This is a genomic window from Nocardia sp. NPDC057663 (genome assembly GCF_042799895.1).
Classification (GTDB): Bacteria; Actinomycetota; Actinomycetes; order Mycobacteriales; family Mycobacteriaceae; genus Nocardia.
Window position 1 is genome coordinate 124,371 of the sequence record NZ_JBHVHX010000005.1, and the last position, 16,912, is coordinate 141,282.

Consider the following 16,912-nt stretch of genomic DNA (forward strand, 5'->3'; position numbering starts at 1 on the left):
GAATCGTGTATACAGTGAAAAGGGGAAGGTCGAGATCAGGGGATTGCGGGTACCTGCTCGGCGGGCAGGGGCGGAGGCGGCGGGGTGCCGTCGCCGAAGGGTCGTCCGCCGAGTTCCTCGCGGTGATGCGGGGTCAGCCAGTTCGACAGGTCCGGTCCCGCGGGGACGATTCCGGTGGGGTTGATGTCGCGGTGCACCACGTAGTAGTGCTCCTTGATCTGCCCGAAATCGATGGTGTCGCCGAAGCCTGGGGTCTGGAACAGATCACGGGCGTAGGCCCACAGCACCGGCATCTCGCTGAGTTTGCTGCGGTTGGTCTTGAAATGACCGTGATAGACGGGGTCGAAACGGGCCAGCGTGGTGAACAGCCGCACGTCGGCCTCGGTGATGGTGTCGCCGACCAGGTAGCGCTGGGCGCTCAGCCGCTCGGTGAGCCGGTCGAGGGCGTCGAAGAGCCGGGTATAGGCGGCGTCGTAGGCGTCCTGCGCACCGGCGAAACCACAGCGGTAGACACCGTTGTTGACGTCGCGGAAGACCTCGGCGTTGATCTCGTCGATCTGGGCGCGCAGCGGTTCGGGGTACAGCTGCGGAGCGCCGGGCCGGTGGTGGGCGGCCCATTCGGTGGAGAAGTCGAGGGTGATCTGGGCGTAGTCGTTGGTGGCGACCTGCCCGGTCGGGATGTCGACCACCGCGGGCACGGTGATGCCGCGCGGATAGTCCGGGAACCGGGCCAGGTAGGCGTCGCGCAGCCGGGGAATGCCCAGCACCGGATCGACTCCGTCCGGGTCCAGATCGAAGGTCCAGCTGAGCTTGTCGTGGGTGGGCCCGCACAGGCCCAGCGACAGCACCGGTTCGAGCCCGAGCAGCCTGCGCACGATCAACGTGCGGTTGGCCCACGGGCAGGCCCTGGCCGCGACGAGCCGGTAGCGGCCGGGTTCGACAGGGTAACCGTCGCGGCCGTCGGCGGTGATCCGCGTCGTGATGTAGTTGGTGTCGCGACGGAACTCGCCGGCCTCGACATAGCTCCCCGCTTGGGCATCGCTCACCTCCTCAGTCTCGCAGATCCACCTGCCGGTGCGCCGAGCGCCGACCGATCCCCTGCATCGGGCGGGTGTGGGTGAGGGCCTGGCGCAGGCTGTCGGGACCCATTCCTCGGGACAGACCGAGAACGAGTGCGGCACAGCCGATTCCGGAAAGGGCGAGGCTGGTGGTGAAGAGGGCGGGATAGCCGGCCAGCTCACCGACGATGCCCGCTGCCATGCCCGCCACGCCTTGGACGACGACGATGGCGCAGGCGAGCAGGGTGTAGTCGCTGCCTGCGTAGTCGGGATCGGACGCGTCCATCATGAGGGCGAACACGGCGACGGTGGCCGCGCCGCCGAAGACGTGTTCGGCCAGGCTGGCAGTGACGAGGAGTTCGACACCGCCGAGGCCGAGGGCGGCGAACAGATACAGCGCGATGCTCGCGGTCTGGGTGACACCGCCGATCAACAGCGCACTGCGGCGGCCGAAGCGGTAGGCCAGCCAGCCACCGAGGGCCGCGCCTGCCAGGGCGCCCGCCGAGGAGAGGACGCCTTTGATCAAGGCGATCTGGCCGAGGTCGAGACCGGCGTCGGACAGGAACGGGCCGGTGAGCGCGGAGGCCATCGAATCGCCGAACTTGAATGCGCTGATCAGCGCGATGAAGGTGAGGATGCCGGGGCGGCGCAGCCGAACCCACCAGGCGCCCAGCAGCTGTGCCGGATGCGGGTGCGGCGGGCGGTCGGCGACCGGTTCGCGCAGCAGCCACACCGGCACCGTGGTCAGCACGATCAGTACCGCCATGGCGAGGAACAGCATTCGCCAACCGGACACGGCGAACATCCACAGCAGGGCGCCACCGCCGACGATCATGCCGACGCGGTAGGCGCCGACCTGGATGCCGTTGCCCAGCCCGCGCTGACGCGGACCCAGCAGGTTCACGGCGAGACCGTCGGTGGCCACGTCCTGCGTCGCCGAGAGCAGGTTCACCACCACGATGCCGGCGAACAGCCAGCGCAAAGAAGAGGACAGGTCCAGACAGGCCAGCACCATCGCGACCGCGGCCGCGGACAGTTGCAGCACCAGCAGCCAGGTACGTCGGGTGCTGTAGCGGTCGACGTAGGGCGCCCACAGGAACTTCAGCGCCCACGGCAGGAACAGCACACCGGAGGCGCTGATCGCCACCAGCGAAAAGCCCGATTCGCGCAGCACCACCGGCAGTGCCTGGGTGAAGAAGCCGAACGGGAGGCCCTGCGCGAAGTACAGGGCCGACAGCAGAACCAGCGTGCCTGTCGTGATCACACCCGGTCGGGTGGCGGTGCTCATGGGGACATCGTCGCAGAGCACCCGCGCCCCGCACCCTTTGTGATCCCGCTGCGCGCAACCAGTGAGCGCGCAGACCGACGGCGTCATGGTGGGGTCATGACATCCACCGAGCCGAAACGTGTGGCCGATTCCGAACTGGATGACGCCTTCCGCCCGATCTTCGACCGCATCGCCGAGGGCGCCGTCGCCCGCGAAACCGACCGGGAACTCGCCCACACCGAGATCGCCGCCCTGCGCGCTGCCCGGTTCGGCGCGCTGCGCGTTCCGGTGGAGTTCGGCGGCTACGGCGCGACGGTGCGCCAGCTGTTCCGGCTGCTCATCGACCTCGCCGCCGCCGAATCGAACCTGCCGCAAGCCCTGCGCGTGCACTTCTCCTTCGTCGAGGACCAGTTGCTCGCCGCACCGGGCCCGGTGCGGGACCAGTGGTTGCGCGCGGTGACCGAGGGCACCCTGGTGGGCAACGCCATCACCGAACCCGGTGTCGGCGCGGTCGACCGGTACCGCACCCGGCTCACCCGCGACGGTGAGCAGTGGCGGCTCGACGGCACCAAGTTCTACAGCACCGGTTCCCTGTACGCCGACCACATCCTCGTGGCCGCCGACCGGGACGGTGAGCGGGTGGGTGTGCTGGTCGGCGCCCGCGCAGAAGGCGTGCGGCAGCACGACGACTGGGACGGCTTCGGACAGCGGCTCACCGCCAGCGGCACCACCGAATTCACCGCCGTGCGGGTCACCGGGGAACAGATCCTCGGCCCCGGATACGGCGTGCCGGGCCCCACCTACGCGACCGCGTATCTGCAGCTGGTCCAGCTGGCGGTGCTCGCCGGTATCGCCCAGCGCGCCGAAAGCGATGTGCGGGACTGGGTTTCACGACGCACGCGCGGCTACACCCACTCCGCCGCCGACCTGCCCCGCCACGATCCGCTGGTGCAGCAGGTGATCGGCAAGCTGTCGGCGGCCGCGTTCTCCGCACGCGCGACCGTGCTCGCGGTGGCCGATCTCCTCGACGAGGTGCTCGCCGCAGGAGCGAAAGACGACACCGCGCTCACCACAGTCGAACTCGCCGCCGCGCAAGCTCAGCTCGCCGTGATCGACACCGTGCTGCCCGCGACGAGCCTGCTGTTCGAGGTGGGCGGCGCGTCCATCGTGTCCGAAGGCCTGCGCCTGGACCGGCACTGGCGCAATGCGCGCACCATCTCCGTGCACAATCCCGCCATCCAGAAGGCCAGGGCGGTGGGCGATCACCTGCTCAACGGCACCGAGCTGCCGTTCGGCTGGAGCGCGGGCGAACGGGTTCCGGCCGGGGAGCAGGCGCGATGACCCGCCGGATCCGGTTCAACGCCTTCGACATGAACTGTGTGGCCCATCTCCACCCTCGACCATCTCACCGACGGCCGGATCGGCTGGAACGTGGTGACCGGCTATCTGCCCTCGGCCGCCCGCAATCTCGGCGCCGACGACCAGCTCGACCACGACGATCGCTACGACCAGGCCGACGAATACCTCGAAGTGCTCTACAAGCTGTGGGAGGGCTCGTGGGAGGACGACGCCGTGGTGCGCGACACCGAGCGCGGCGTCTACGTCGATCCGGCGAAGGTGCACCACATCGGCCATCGCGGGCGGCATTTCACCGTGCCCGGCATCCACCTGTCCGAGCCGTCACCGCAGCGCACCCCGGTGATCTACCAGGCAGGCGCCTCCCCGCGCGGTGTGCGCTTCGCCGCCGAGAACGCCGAGGCCATCTTCGTGGCCGCGCCGTCGAAACGCGTGCTCACCCAGACCGTTTCGCGGATCAGGGACGCGCTCGAGGAAGCGGGCCGTGACCGCTACTCCGCCCGGATCTACGCGCTGGCCACCATCGTCACCGATGCCACCGACGAGGCCGCGCGCGCCAAACACGAGGAGTACCTGTCCTATGCGAGCGTGGAGGGCGGGCTGGTGTTCATGTCCGGCTGGATGGGTATCGACCTGTCGCGCTACGACCTCGACGATCCCATCGGCGAGGTGCACAGCAACGCCATTCGGTCGGCGGTGGCCGCCTTCCAGGAGTTCGACGACGACGGCCGCGAATGGACCGTGCGCGATATCGGCCGCTGGGCCGGTATCGGCGGCATGGGCCCGGTTTTCGTGGGGTCGGGGGAGACCGTGGCCGACCAGCTCCAGGAATGGGTGGACGAGACCGACCTGGACGGGTTCAACCTGGCCTACGCGATCACCCCCGGCACCTTCGAAGACATTGTGCGGCACGTGGTTCCGGTGCTCACCACACGCGGCGCCTACGCCACCGAGTACGAGCGGGGCACGCTGCGGCACGCGTTGTTCGGGGCGGGGGACCGGCTCCCGGCCGGTCATCGCGGGGCGAGTTATCGTGTGGGCGGCCGGAATTCGACCGTCCTGCCGGAATCGGAGTCCCGGCCGGGCACCGTCGCGGCCATCGATTCGCGCTGATCGCAACCCTGCTGCGGCGGCGCGGAATCGAGCACCATTCCGATATGACATCGCAGAATCCCGCTTCACGTTCCACGCGTTCGGCCGCGATCGTCGGCGCCGGACAGACCGGCGTCACCGCGGCGCTAGGCCTGCTCGACGCCGGCTTCGAGGTCACGCTCTACAGCGACCGCGACCAGCCGGCCCTCCGAGACGACGTCCCCGCCACCGGCACGGCCCTGGAATTCGGTGTGGCACAACAGGCCGAGCTGGCGCTGGGCCTGGACACCTACACCGCCAGGGCGCCCCGCCACACCGGGCTCAGTGTCCGGATCGCCGACCCCGACCGCACCGAACTGATCGCCTTCGACGGCGTGTTCGACGGCTACGTCGGCGTCGCGGTCGACACCAGGCTCAAGGCCGACGAGCGGCTCACAGCCTTTCGCGAGCGCGGTGGCCGCTTCGTCGTCGAGCAGGTCACCCCGCACACCCTCGACGGCATTGCCGCCCAGCATGATCTGACCCTCGTCGCGACCGGTCGAGGCGGCCTGTCCGACCTGTTCGCGATCGACACCGCACGGACGGTCTACGATGCGCCGCAGCGCTCGCTGCTCACCGTCACGGTGACGGGTCTCGGCCACGACCCGAGCGTGTTCGCCCACCGCAGTCCCGCGGGCGGCGCGCACAGCGGGTTCTCCATCTTCGCCGATCAGGGCGAGGGCTGGTGGGGTCCCTACCTGCACAAGGACGCCGGTCCGAGCTGGGCGTTCCTGGGCTGGGCCCGGCCGGGCAGCGATTGGGAGCGCCGCTTCGGCGCGGCCGATTCGGCGGCCTCGGCGCACCGCGTCGTCACCGAGCTGTACCGCGACTACATCGACTGGGATCTGCCGGAAGTCCTGGCCACCCAGGTGATCGAGGACGACCCGCCACTCGTGGCTGAAGGGCGCCGTGCGGCCGGTGGTGCGCGCCGGCGTGGGACGCACGGCGAGCGGCCACCCGGTGGCCTCGCTGGGCGACACCTCCGTCGCCTACGACCCGATCGCGGGGCAGGGCGCGCAGAGCGGCCTGGTCCAGGCGCAGCGTCTGGTGGCCGCGGCCGCGGTGCACGACGGTGCCTTCGACGAGCCCTGGATCGCCGCGCGCTACGCCGAATTCCTCGCCGCGCGCAGCGATGCCGCCGCGAACGTGACCCGGCTGTTCCTCAGCGATCCGGAGTTCGCCGACATCGGCGGGCAGTTCTTCGCCACCGCGGCGGTGGAGCCGCGGTTCGCGAGCGCGCTGGTGGGGCTGCTGCACCATCCGCAGCCGCTCCTCGGCATCGAGACCGTCGAGCAGGCGGGCGCGTACATCGAGCAGGTCACCGGTCTGCCCGCAGCCGAGGTGCTCGCCCGATTCCAGCCCGCGGGCAGGTTCGCGCGTTCGGAATACGGGGGCGCGCTCACCCGCGCCTGAGTGGTCGGCGCACCGTCGTGGTCGCGGGCCGCTCCAGTGGGGGGAGCGGCCGCGGCCTGCGGTTGTGCCGTTCAGGTGATGGTGAGGATGTTGCCTTCGACGGTGACAGTGCGTTCGGGCAGCGGCCGCCGGGCCGGGCCCTTGACGACCGATCCGTCGGCGAGGCGGAACTTGCTGCCGTGGCACGGGCACTTCACGACGTCGTCGTCGAGGTCGGTGACCGCGCAACCTTGATGGGTGCACACCGCGGAGAACACCCTGTACACGCCATCGCTGGGTTGGGTGACCACGATCCGGTGTTCGGGAAACACCGCGGCGCCGCCGATGTCGATCCCGGCGCGCGGTACCCGCACCGGTCGGCCGTCGTCCTGGGATGCCTGCCCGGTCGCGCAGCCGGTGACCGCGACCGCGCACACCGTGCACGCACCGGCCAGGGCGGTGCGCCGCGTGACCGGTGCCGTGGTGAAGGGATCGGTACTCATGCCGTCACCAGCAGTCCGGTCGCCCACATCGTCACCACACCGGCGGCGATCCCGGCGAGGGTGCGGGCACCGATCATGGTGGTACCGGGTTCGCGCACACTGGGGATGATCTGCACGATCACTTGGACAATCGCGCCGACGCCGACACCGAGCAGCAGCGCCGAGACTTCGGGATTGTTCGCACCGGCACCGATGACCGCACCCAGGATCGCCGGTGCTCCCGCGATCAGGCCCAGCCCGAGCAGGCCCGCCAGGGGCGGACGGTGCTGGGTCAGCGGTGCGACGACGGCGAGGCCCTCGGTGGTGTTCTGGATGGTGAACCCGATGACGAGAAAGGTCCCGAGGGCGAGTTCGCCGATGGCGTAAGCGGATCCGATGGCCAGGCCTTCGCCGAGGTTGTGCAGACCGATGCCGATCGCGATCATCAACGCCAACCGGGTACCGCTCGCGGTCCCTTGCTCCGCGGCGGCGTGGCGGCGACCGCGCAGCCATTGGTCGACCGCGGTCAGCGTCAAGAACGCCAGGATCGCGCCCAGGACAACCAAGGAGGCGCCACCGAACGGCCCGCCGGAGGCCTCGGCGACGTCGAACCCTTCCCGGGTGCCCTCCCACGCGAGGAAGACCAGCAGCCCGATGGTGAACCCGAGCAGCACTCGCACGGTGGCGGTGCCGACAGAGCGCAGGAACGGCAGGAACAGCATCCCCAGAACGACCGGAATGATCCCGACGTAGGTGCCCAGCAATGCCATCAACCCGAAGAACGACGCCCCGGCCTCCGGGGTTTCGACCGCGGCGGCGATGTCGTGCTCGATGACCAGTCCGGTGGAGGTGAGCATCGAGATCTTGTAGGGCTGCCCGGTCTGCCACGGGTAGTCCAGCACCAGGTGCGCCGAGGACAGCCGCCCGATCGGTTCGGTGGGGCCGGTGAAGTCGACGTAGGCGTCGTTGACGAAGATCTGCGCGACCGCGACCGGGTCGGGGCCGGTATTGCGCAGGTTCAGCTCGATCGATCCGGGCTCGAGAATCACGCGTTCGACGCCGACTTCCTCGACCGGGGGGCCGGCCCGGTCGGGCAGGCTCGCCCCGCCGAACAGGGCGATCCCGATCAGGGCCAGCACCAACAGGATCAGGGTCGCCAGGCCGAGCAGCCACGGCCGCCGCGTAGTCGTGACGTCCATCAGTCGACCACCTCGAAGAACCCCATCCACCCGAGTTCGGCGAATTCGGTTTTGTGAGCGTGGAACATGTACCTGCCCGGATGCGGGAACCGCATCTCGCAGATCCCGCGCTGGCCTTGGCCCTGCACGATCGTGTCGGTGAACTCCGAAGACTGCAGCCGGGTCCCGGTCGGGTAGTAGTCGAAGAAGTTGCCGTGGACGTGGAAGCTGTTGATCGGGTCGTACTCGAGCACGTTGACGAGGTAGATGCGGACCAGTTCGTTGCGTTTCACCCGCACCGGTTCGTGCATGTAGTGGAACGGGATCCCGTTGACCGCGTAGAGCTGATTTCCCTCACCGTCGAAGGTGGTGTTGTAGCCGTGCATCACCATCACCAGCTCGTCCGCGGGTGGGCGCGGGCTGGGTGGGTCGACGATGAACGTGCCGTACATGCCGCGGGCGATGTGCTCGGCCAGCGGTCCTACGTGGCAGTGGAACAGGTGCAGCCCGAACGGGGTCGCGTCGAACTCGTAGGTCGTGGACTGTCCCGGGTGGATGATCCCGGCGCCGAGTCCGGCGATGCCGTCCATCTCGGCAGGGTGGATGCCGTGGAAGTGCAGCGTATGCGGATGCTCGGAACCGTTGCGGAAATGCACCCGCAACAGGTCCCCCGCACGGCATCGCAGGGTCGGGCCGGGGATGCGCGCATTGAGCGTCCATGCGGGGAAGGTGACACCGGGAGCGACTTCGATGTCTTCGTCGCCGGCGAAGACCTCCCACTCACGCAAGGTCCGGCCATCGGGCAACCGCGTGGTGGTGCCGTAGTCGAAGTCGCGGAGTACCTGGGTGGGGTTGAACCCGTTGGCATCGTGATCGACGGTCTGCCCGATGCGGAAGGTGGGACCGTCGGCTCCGCCGCCGTGGGCGCCACTGTGGCCAGTGGGGGCTGGTGCTTGGGCTTCGGCCGGGGACGCGTCGAGCAGACTGCGGCCCGCCAGCGCCAATCCGGCGGTGCCGGCCAGTGCACCGCCCAAGAGAACACGGCGGCTCGGATCATTCATAGTCCCAATAGTTTGGCACACCGAAAAATATGATTCAATGGGCCGAAGTCCTCTTGACCGGCGGGAAGACAGCTGAATCGCGACCTGGCAGCCCCGGTCTGTCCTGTGCGTGACGGACGGCGAGCGGCTTTCGCTGCCGCTCGCCGTCCACGTCGCTCGATCGTGCTACTCGAGTTCGCCGATGTTCCCGATGACGCGGTTCAACTGGGCGCGGCCGTCGGACAGGTTGTAGGTGACGCAGGCAATGGCGAGTTCACCCGCTGCGATCTTCTCCGCGATGGCGCTCGACCGTTGGGTGAGCAGCAGCGCTGTCTCCTCCACGTGCCGGGCCTCGAGTTCGTCGACAGTGGTGAGTCCCTCACGGCGGCCGAGCAGAATCGAGGGGGTGACCCGCTCCACGACGCTGCGGATGAACCCACCGGGAACGGCGCCGGAATCCAGGGCATCGATCGTCGCGCGGACCGCGCCGCAGCTGTCGTGGCCGAGGACCACGATCAGCGGCACACCCAGCACCTGGACGCCGTACTCGATCGATCCGAGCACGGAACCGTCGACGACGTGACCGGCGGTGCGGACGACGAACATGTCGCCGAGGCCGCGGTCGAAGATGATCTCGGCGGCGACCCGGGAGTCGCCACAGCCGAACAGGATCGCCGACGGATGCTGCCCAGCGGTCAGTTCGGCACGGTCGGCTGCGCCCTGGTTGGGATGCTGCAGTGTGCCTTCGACAAAGCGATCGTTTCCGTCGCGGAGTGTCTTCCAGGCGGTAACGGGACTGGTATGCGGCATATGTCCAGTTTTACATGGTCCCGCCGCGCCCTCGGTTCGGCACCTCGGTGGTGTCGCTGTGCCGAACTTCCGGTGCCAGGGGGCCACATCGAACATCGAAGCGGTCGCGCACGGTGTCCAGGGTGTGCCGCAGGTGTTCGCGTTCGCGGCGGTGCATGAGCGCGAACCTCGTCATGGCCGCCATGCGGCGTGGCAGGGGATACCAGCGATCGAAGTCGAGTCCGAAATTGCGAAACACCGCGCTCGGAACGTTGTCGTAGATGAGGCCTGCGTTGTACAGGGTGAGTGCGAACAGCGCGTACGGGGGAACGGTTTTGGACTTGCTCAGCAGTTCCGGCACATCGAGTTCGTAGAGTGGGATGTCGCTGATCCGGTCCAAGAACATCAGGTGCGTCAGGAAGTAGCCGATCATCGAGGTCATGTACAAGGTGGCAGATCGGGGCTGTATCGACAGGACCGCTCCGTCGCTGGAGACGTAGGGCTCGTAGGGGTGATCCTGCCGCAGGACGTAACCGGTGCAGTTCACTATCCAGCTGCCCGGCGGGATGGTCGTGGTCGCACCGCTGCGAAAGACCAGTCGTGTCTCCTCGTGGTCGTCGACGGCATCCACGAGGTAGTCCATGACTACCTGACGCAATCCCGCGGAGATCGTCGAATTCTCCGATTCCGACAGAATTCCCAGCAGGAAGCTGCCGGTCTCCGGGGTAACCCAGGTGCCGTATGTCCTTCGATGCCAGTCCCACACGGCGGCCTCGTTGGTCCCGTCGAAACGGCGGGTGGTTTCCCTGAGGACACTGCTGGAAAGATCACCGGCCCACCACCTTCGGGCACCGGAAGGGAAGAGCCGCTCACGGCTGTGGAAGAACGTCCCCAATCCGGCTACGAGATTCACCTCGCGACCGGGGTACTCCGTGATGAGTTCGAGCGCGGTGTCCATGGCAGTCTTGCCGCCACCGATAATCCATACCGGGGCATCACTGCTTCGCATGTCGTCGCCGTGCAGATCGCAGAAGTCGGGAGACACCGACCGCACCCGCGTGCTGGAGACATCGAACGGTTCGTTCGGGGTGATGCGGAACCCGTAGGCCTTGATCAGCCGCTTCGCCTCGACCACTACGGTCGAGCCGTCCGCGGACTCACAGGTGACCCGAACGATGCCCGCGGTCTCGTCGTGCGCGACCATGGTCCACCCGAAGAGTTCGTCGACCTGGACCCGCTGCTTGATCAGGTCGAGGCAGTGCTCGAAATGATCGAGTACCTCAGGTTTCGTCGCCAGGTACGAACGATCCCGACCGAGGGTCCATGCGATGTTTCCCGCGGTGAACATGGCGTGCGGCTGGTGCAATCGCACGTAGGGATAGGTGTCGGTCCACATCCCCCCGACCTGTTTTCTGCTGTCGACCAGGACGACCTTGTGATCGCGTGCGAGGTACTGGCCGGCGACCCACAATGCGTTCATCCCGGCGATGCCCGCGCCCACAATGCACACATCGCACGTCTTTGTCACGATGCCCGGGGTCGTATCCGCAGATTGTTGTATTCGGGACATGCGCGGCCCTTTCATCGCGGTGACGGTTTGCTCGGCAAGCACGTCGTCGCCCACCAAGGTTCGGCAGGTGATCTCCTTTGCCCGGCGACATGCGGGCTACACCGTGAGGTGAGACCTGGATCACATGATTGATCGTACTGTGCGGGCGGGTGGACCACCCGGCGAGTTGCGAGACTGTTGATATCGAAACTGATCGTTTCGTATTCAGCCTCTGTGACTACACCGCAACAACGACGCGCACGCTCCGGCCGCCATCGACACTGACATCCGGTCCGACCGGGACCGGCTCAGCCACGTCGACCTGACCACCGTCCTCGGGTAGCCGCCCGGCGATCGTTCCATTGTTCCAAGACCAGCGGAAGTTGCCCGGCCTACCGTCGGACTATGACAGCAACACACTCCGGCACAGGACGATCGGTCGACGACCAACTCCTCGCCGTGCTCGACGAATGGCAGGCGGCCATCGTCGCCGATGACGCGGACCGCATCGGCTCGTTCATGACCGACGAGTGGGTGATGGTGTCCGAGAACGGCGTCACCACCGCGGCACAGTTCCTGGCATTCGTCCGATCGGGTGACCTCACGCACTCGGCCATGGAGCGAGTCGGCGATGCGAGAATCCGCTACTACGGCCGGATTGCGCTCCTGACGACCCGCGTCGTCAACACCGCCCACTACCGGGGTACGCGGTTCGACGCCGACGAATGGACCACGGACGCTTTCCTCCACGGCGACGGCGGATGGCGGTGCCTGCTGACCCAGATCACCACAACGAAGGCCCCTGTCGACAGTCCCGTTTGATCAGGTATGCGGCCCTTCCAGGCGCGCACGCTCACCGGAAATCTGGTCTGTCACCCCTGGAGGATGCGGGTTTCCGGGCCGCGAATTCGCTTGCGACGCATAGGACACGCGAGTGTAGCTGCGTGTTTTCCGGACTGCGTGGTGCGGTGAGCGCTATCGTGCACGGGTGCGGGCGAGGTTCTGACGGGAGTGGGTGCGGTGAAGCAGCTGACCAGGTCTGGCGATACGGCGCTGGTGGCACCGCCGACATTCGGCAGCTTCTTGCGGTGGTTGCGCGATGATCGCCGAATGTCGCGCGAGCGACTGGCGATGTCGGCGGGAGTCAGCGCCAGCTACATCACGCACTTGGAGTGGGGCGACCGGGATCATCCCGCGCGTGCGGTCGTGGAGGCATTGGCGGAATGCCTGGATCGTGCCCGGACGCTGCGGGTGACCGAGCGCAGGCATCTGTTCGACCTCGCGGGGCTGCCGATTATGACGACTCCCACAATGAGCCAGCTGCGCGCCGGCATCGGCGACGATGCGCTCCGCAGTCTCGACACGCACCGTGGCGGTGTGGCGGGATACTTCGACTCCCGCGGCAATATCCTGGCGCTCAACACGGCCGCTCGCACGATGCTGCCGGGACTGCGCGAGGGCGGCAACGGGCTGCACTGGTTGTTCGGCGACCAGCTGGCTCGGCGGGTGGTCGTGAACTGGGACGACGTCGCGCGAGCAGCGGTGAGCGGACTGCGCGGGCGAATCGGCGCCTACGGTCAGGCCGGATGGCCGGAGCGGCTGCTCGGCGAGCTCGGGATGTACCCGGAGTTCCGTGCGATGTGGAGCGAAGGCGAAGTGACGTTTTCGACGGGGTTGTCGCCGATGCGACTCCGCGACCCGATCACTGCGCGACCGGTCGACATCACTGTGCAGGTGTTCGACGTCGACAGGGTGGACCACCCGGGTTGGGTGCGAATCTTCCTCGGCACGCCATGCGACCTCCCCGCTACTGTGCCCAATGGTTGCACCGAATGGAGTAATTGCCGGTGACCTTCGATTGATACGCAGCGCCGCAACGGGTTCGGCAGCGAAATGTGTGCACCGGTGGATCGTTGGTCGAGTCACAGGGGAACAAAATGAATTCCACGCGCGGGCTCGATCCAGAGGACAGCGACACGGCACCTGCGTCCGGGCGCCGGGGTTTCCACCTCGGCGGGGCGATCGGCGCGCTGGTGCTGGTGTGGCTGTCGCTGACGCCGTCACTGCTGCCGAGGGGACCGCTGTTCCAGGGAGTCGTCACCGGCGCGGCGGCGGCCATGGGATACGGTCTCGGCCTCGCGGTCGCTGCGCTGCTCCGGTGGATGCTGGAACGACAGCCTGGGCCGACGCCCACGGTGGTCCGGTGGGGATGGGGAATCGTCGCCGCACTCGGCACGGTCGCCGTCCTGGCCTGGTACGCCGAGTGGCAAAGCGATCTGCGTTCGCTCATGGGGGTGAGCGGCCTTGCCTGGCACGCCTACCCGATCATCGTCGCGATCAGCGCCGTTGTGTTCGCCGTGTTGCTCGGGGTGTCGCGATTGTGCTGGGCGCTGTCGCGCTGGGTCGGTGGGCTACTGGGGCGTGTGCTGCCCACGCGCGTCGCCGCTGTGCTGGGCGGTGTGGTGGTGGCCGTGGTGGCTGTCGCCGCGGTCAACGGGGTGGTGGCCGACGTCGCGATGTCGATGCTCAACGAGACGTTCAAGGCTGTCAATCAAGAAGATTCGCCGGATACCGAAGAACCCGTCGTTCCGGAACGCTCCGGCGGTCCCGGATCGCTGGTGAGCTGGGATTCGCTCGGCAGGCAGGGGCGGATCTTCGTCGCCAACGGCCCGACCCCGCGCGACCTGACGGTCTTCAGCGGCAAACCCGCACGGGAACCGATCCGCGTCTACACCGGGCTCGACTCCGCGGAGAACATCATGGCCGAAGCGGATCTCGCGGTTGCCGAGCTGCGGCGTACCGGCGGATTCGACCGAGCCGTGCTCGGTGTGGCGACCACGACCGGTACCGGCTGGATCAACGAGTCGACCGCGTCGGCGTTGGAGTATCTGGCCAACGGCGACAGCGCACTGGTGAGCATGCAGTACTCCTACCTGCCGAGTTGGCTGTCGTTCGTCGTCGACCAGGAACGTGCCCGGCAGGCCGGGCAGGCACTGTTCGAGGCGGTCCACGCCGAATGGGACACGCTGCCGGAGGATCGACGGCCGAAGCTGGTTGTCTTCGGCGAGAGCCTCGGTTCCTTCGGTGGCGAGGCCGCGTTCGCCGGGATCCAGGACATGGCGGCCCGCACCGACGGTGTCCTGTTCGTCGGCCCCACCGCGACCAACCCCGTGTGGCGCGACGCCACCGCGCGACGCGACCCGGGCTCGCCGCAATGGCTTCCGATCTACCGCGACGGACAGACTGTGCGATTCGTCGCCGACGCATCGGATCTCGCCCGCCCCGACACCGAGTGGGGATCGCCCAAAGTGGTCTATCTCCAGCACGCGTCCGACCCGATCACCTGGTGGACACCGCAACTGCTGTTCCAGAAGCCCGACTGGCTCAGCGAGGAACGTGGTCACGACGTCCTGCCGAGTACGCGCTGGATCCCGGTGGTGACGTTCCTGCAAGTGTCGGCCGACATGGCCGTCTCGACCGATGTGCCCGACGGACACGGCCACACCTTCCACGCCGACATCGCCGACGCCTGGGCGGCGATCTTGTCGCCTGCCGGATGGACCGCGGCCGACACCGAGCGCTTGCGAGCGATCCTGCGTGGCACCGAATGAACGCCACACCGATTCGGGGACTACAGGAAACTCGGTCTGCTGATGCCGGCGTGGTTTCTGGCCGTCACTGCAATCGCGGCACCGTTGATCTGGAACGATCTCCGACGTGGGCGAAATGGGGGCGGTGAAATCCCACTTGCCGGCGGAGTTGTACGTCAGAATGTCGCCATGCGGACATTTGCCAGGATGTTGCACGCTGTCATCGCTGGAGTTCTGGTCGTCGCGGCTGGCCACGGTGTCGCGGCCGCTGTGCCCGTGGGAAGTGCCGACCATGGGCAGCTGCTGCCCTGGCCTGTGCACGGCCCGGACGGAGTGCAGGCGACAGGGGCGGCGCTGGCGGATGGCATCACCGGAACGGTGGTGTGGTCACGGGAGGCGCACACCCCGGTCCCGATCGCCAGCATCACGAAGGTGATGACGGCGCTGGTCGTGATCGTCGCCGGTGACCTCGAGCGGCCGGTGACCGTGCCGCAGGAAGTCATGGGCTACTGCGGCAGGCACGACGGAAGCACCGCGGGGCTGGCCCCCGGCGAGGTGCTCACCGCCCGGCAGCTCCTGTATGCGCTGCTGCTGCCTTCCGGCTGCGACGCCGCCTATGCGCTTGCCGAGGCCTACGGGCCCGGCCAGGACGGTTTCATCGCGAGTATGAACGACACCGCGCGTGGCATGGGCCTGGCGGGAACACATTTCACCGACCCCAGCGGGTTGCCGAACCCGACCGACCACTCCACCTATTCCACACCGGTGGATCTCGTGGCGCTGGGCGTGCGCGCGATGAGTCTGCCGGTGTTCCGCGACATCGTCGGTTCGCGGACCTTTCACGTTCCCGCCGGTCCGGGTAACCGCGAACACCACTGGAATTCGACGAACCGGCTGCTGCTCGAGTATCCCGGCACCCTCGGCATCAAAACCGGAAACACCGACGCCGCGGGACACTGCCTGCTGTTCGAGACGGTCCGGGCGGGAATTCCGCTGATCGGTGTGGTGCTGCACAGCTCACCCCACAGCAGCGCCACGGCGAAAGAAGACGCCGAGCGAATGCTGAACTGGGCCTACGACCCGATCCTGAACGTGCTGCAACCCGCACGCTGAGTGCCGCGTCCGCCCGGATGACCTGGGCCGGGATCCAGCGCATCAGGTTTCGTCCGGTGGGCGGCACGAGGGATCGTGCGCTGTGAACAGGCGGGTCAGGGCCGTTTCCATGGCGCGTTTGCCGGTCGGGCTCAAGGCGGCGAGGAACTCCTCCTGGACCTGTTCCAGGTCGGCGAAAGCCTCGGTCAGTGTCCGTAGGCCCTTCGGGGTCGGTACCACGACGTGTGTGCGACGGTCGTCGCCACGCTCGCGGGACGCCATGCCGGTCCGCTCCAAGCGGTCGATCACGGCGACCATGGTCGTGCGGTCGAGACCGGTTACCCGGGACAGATCCTGTTGGGAGAACACGCCCGTACTGGCGTAGGACAGCACGCGGAAGTCCTTGCCGCGCAGGCCGTAGCGGTCCAGCGACTGCTCCACGGCGTCGCGGGCCGCATCGCCGACCCGGAACAGCATGAAGATCGGCGCCTGGGTGATCTGTTCCACTGCAGTCGTCTCTCGCATCAGCTCATCTTAGTCACGTACGCTGATCGTCAGCACTACTGATGATTGGAGCCCCACATGCCCGACGGCAGAGTCGTCAAGGTCGCCCTCGTGGTCCTTGGCCTGATTACCATGACGCCGGTGCTGGCACTGGTTACGCCGGCCGCCCTGGAGTACTACGGACTGACTCACCTGGCCCCGATGGAGGAGGCCCTGCTGCGGCACCGCGGCGTGATGCAACTGGTACTGGGCGCCGCGCTGGTCTGGGCGGCGTTCGTCCCCGCGGTTCAGGTGCCGGTGGCGCTGGCCGCGATCACCACCAAGACGACGAATCTGGTGCTGACGCTGTCGGATTCGACCACCCGGCCGGATGCCCCGATGTTCAGCACGGTGTTCGACTCGCTGGCCGTGCTGTTGCTGATCGGCCTGATCGTGCTGCGGCTGCGCCCGGCTGCGCGCCGAGCGGCGATCTGACGGATCGAGC

General features: G+C 67.7%; 14 protein-coding genes and 2 pseudogenes. 8 read left to right on the forward strand and 8 right to left on the reverse strand.

The window, feature by feature from the left end:
- Positions 1–35: 35 nt before the first annotated feature.
- Together ACFVAV_RS14150 and ACFVAV_RS14155 are read right to left on the reverse strand one after the other, a co-directional pair.
- Positions 36–1,046, reverse strand: coding sequence for a glutathione S-transferase family protein (locus ACFVAV_RS14150; RefSeq protein ID WP_379034799.1), 1,011 nt, complete (start codon positions 1,044–1,046; stop codon positions 36–38).
- Between the two features lie 4 nt (positions 1,047–1,050).
- On the reverse strand, positions 1,051–2,346 hold the full coding sequence (locus ACFVAV_RS14155) for an MFS transporter (RefSeq protein ID WP_379034801.1): 1,296 nt from the start codon (positions 2,344–2,346) through the stop codon (positions 1,051–1,053).
- 96 nt (positions 2,347–2,442) lie between these two features.
- Between ACFVAV_RS14155 and ACFVAV_RS14160 the strand changes: the two genes are divergently transcribed.
- The 3 genes and pseudogenes from ACFVAV_RS14160 to ACFVAV_RS14170 all read left to right on the forward strand — a co-directional run bounded on the left by ACFVAV_RS14160 (position 2,443) and on the right by ACFVAV_RS14170 (position 6,225).
- Positions 2,443–3,666: an acyl-CoA dehydrogenase family protein gene (locus tag ACFVAV_RS14160; protein WP_379034803.1), complete on the forward strand. Its 1,224-nt coding sequence runs from the start codon at positions 2,443–2,445 to the stop codon at positions 3,664–3,666.
- A 45-nt stretch (positions 3,667–3,711) separates the two neighbouring features.
- Positions 3,712–4,794 (forward strand): annotated as a pseudogene (locus tag ACFVAV_RS14165) (NtaA/DmoA family FMN-dependent monooxygenase); the annotation flags it as partial.
- A 44-nt stretch (positions 4,795–4,838) separates the two neighbouring features.
- A pseudogene (locus ACFVAV_RS14170) lies at positions 4,839–6,225 on the forward strand (styrene monooxygenase/indole monooxygenase family protein).
- 71 nt (positions 6,226–6,296) lie between these two features.
- Here the strand turns inward: ACFVAV_RS14170 and ACFVAV_RS14175 are convergent.
- The 5 genes from ACFVAV_RS14175 to ACFVAV_RS14195 all read right to left on the reverse strand — a co-directional run bounded on the left by ACFVAV_RS14175 (position 6,297) and on the right by ACFVAV_RS14195 (position 11,263).
- The gene (locus ACFVAV_RS14175) at positions 6,297–6,707 is read right to left on the reverse strand and encodes a Rieske (2Fe-2S) protein (protein ID WP_379034805.1); all 411 of its coding nucleotides are present in this window, start codon (positions 6,705–6,707) and stop codon (positions 6,297–6,299) included.
- Positions 6,704–7,885 carry a ZIP family metal transporter gene (locus tag ACFVAV_RS14180; protein WP_379034807.1) on the reverse strand — a complete coding sequence of 394 codons (1,182 nt, stop codon included), beginning with the start codon at positions 7,883–7,885 and terminating at the stop codon, positions 6,704–6,706. The genes ACFVAV_RS14175 and ACFVAV_RS14180 overlap by 4 nt, the downstream gene beginning before the upstream one ends.
- A complete protein-coding gene (locus ACFVAV_RS14185; RefSeq protein ID WP_379034809.1) occupies positions 7,885–8,925 on the reverse strand; it encodes a multicopper oxidase domain-containing protein in 1,041 nt (346 codons plus the stop codon). Before ACFVAV_RS14185 ends, ACFVAV_RS14180 begins: the two co-directional genes overlap by 1 nt.
- A gap of 165 nt (positions 8,926–9,090) precedes the next feature.
- Positions 9,091–9,714 (reverse strand): carbonic anhydrase, encoded by a 624-nt coding sequence (locus ACFVAV_RS14190; RefSeq protein ID WP_379034811.1) that lies wholly within the window; start codon positions 9,712–9,714, stop codon positions 9,091–9,093.
- 10 nt (positions 9,715–9,724) lie between these two features.
- On the reverse strand, positions 9,725–11,263 hold the full coding sequence (locus ACFVAV_RS14195; RefSeq protein WP_379034813.1) for an FAD-dependent oxidoreductase: 1,539 nt from the start codon (positions 11,261–11,263) through the stop codon (positions 9,725–9,727).
- A gap of 384 nt (positions 11,264–11,647) precedes the next feature.
- On the opposite strand from ACFVAV_RS14195, the gene ACFVAV_RS14200 reads away from it, so the two are divergent.
- The 4 genes from ACFVAV_RS14200 to ACFVAV_RS14215 all read left to right on the forward strand — a co-directional run bounded on the left by ACFVAV_RS14200 (position 11,648) and on the right by ACFVAV_RS14215 (position 15,945).
- A complete protein-coding gene (locus ACFVAV_RS14200) occupies positions 11,648–12,064 on the forward strand; it encodes a nuclear transport factor 2 family protein (RefSeq protein WP_379034815.1) in 417 nt (138 codons plus the stop codon).
- Between the two features lie 234 nt (positions 12,065–12,298).
- Positions 12,299–13,093 carry a helix-turn-helix transcriptional regulator gene (locus tag ACFVAV_RS14205; RefSeq protein WP_379035349.1) on the forward strand — a complete coding sequence of 265 codons (795 nt, stop codon included), beginning with the start codon at positions 12,299–12,301 and terminating at the stop codon, positions 13,091–13,093.
- An 86-nt stretch (positions 13,094–13,179) separates the two neighbouring features.
- Positions 13,180–14,853 (forward strand): alpha/beta hydrolase, encoded by a 1,674-nt coding sequence (locus tag ACFVAV_RS14210; RefSeq protein WP_379034817.1) that lies wholly within the window; start codon positions 13,180–13,182, stop codon positions 14,851–14,853.
- A gap of 186 nt (positions 14,854–15,039) precedes the next feature.
- Positions 15,040–15,945, forward strand: a complete 906-nt coding sequence (locus ACFVAV_RS14215) for a D-alanyl-D-alanine carboxypeptidase family protein (RefSeq protein WP_379034819.1) — start codon at positions 15,040–15,042, stop codon at positions 15,943–15,945.
- Between the two features lie 42 nt (positions 15,946–15,987).
- On the opposite strand, the gene ACFVAV_RS14220 is transcribed toward ACFVAV_RS14215, so the two are convergent.
- A complete protein-coding gene (locus ACFVAV_RS14220) occupies positions 15,988–16,449 on the reverse strand; it encodes a MarR family winged helix-turn-helix transcriptional regulator (RefSeq protein WP_379034821.1) in 462 nt (153 codons plus the stop codon).
- Between the two features lie 57 nt (positions 16,450–16,506).
- Between ACFVAV_RS14220 and ACFVAV_RS14225 the strand changes: the two genes are divergently transcribed.
- Entirely contained in the window at positions 16,507–16,902 is a 396-nt protein-coding gene (locus ACFVAV_RS14225) for a hypothetical protein (protein WP_379034824.1), read from the forward strand.
- Positions 16,903–16,912: the final 10 nt, after the last annotated feature.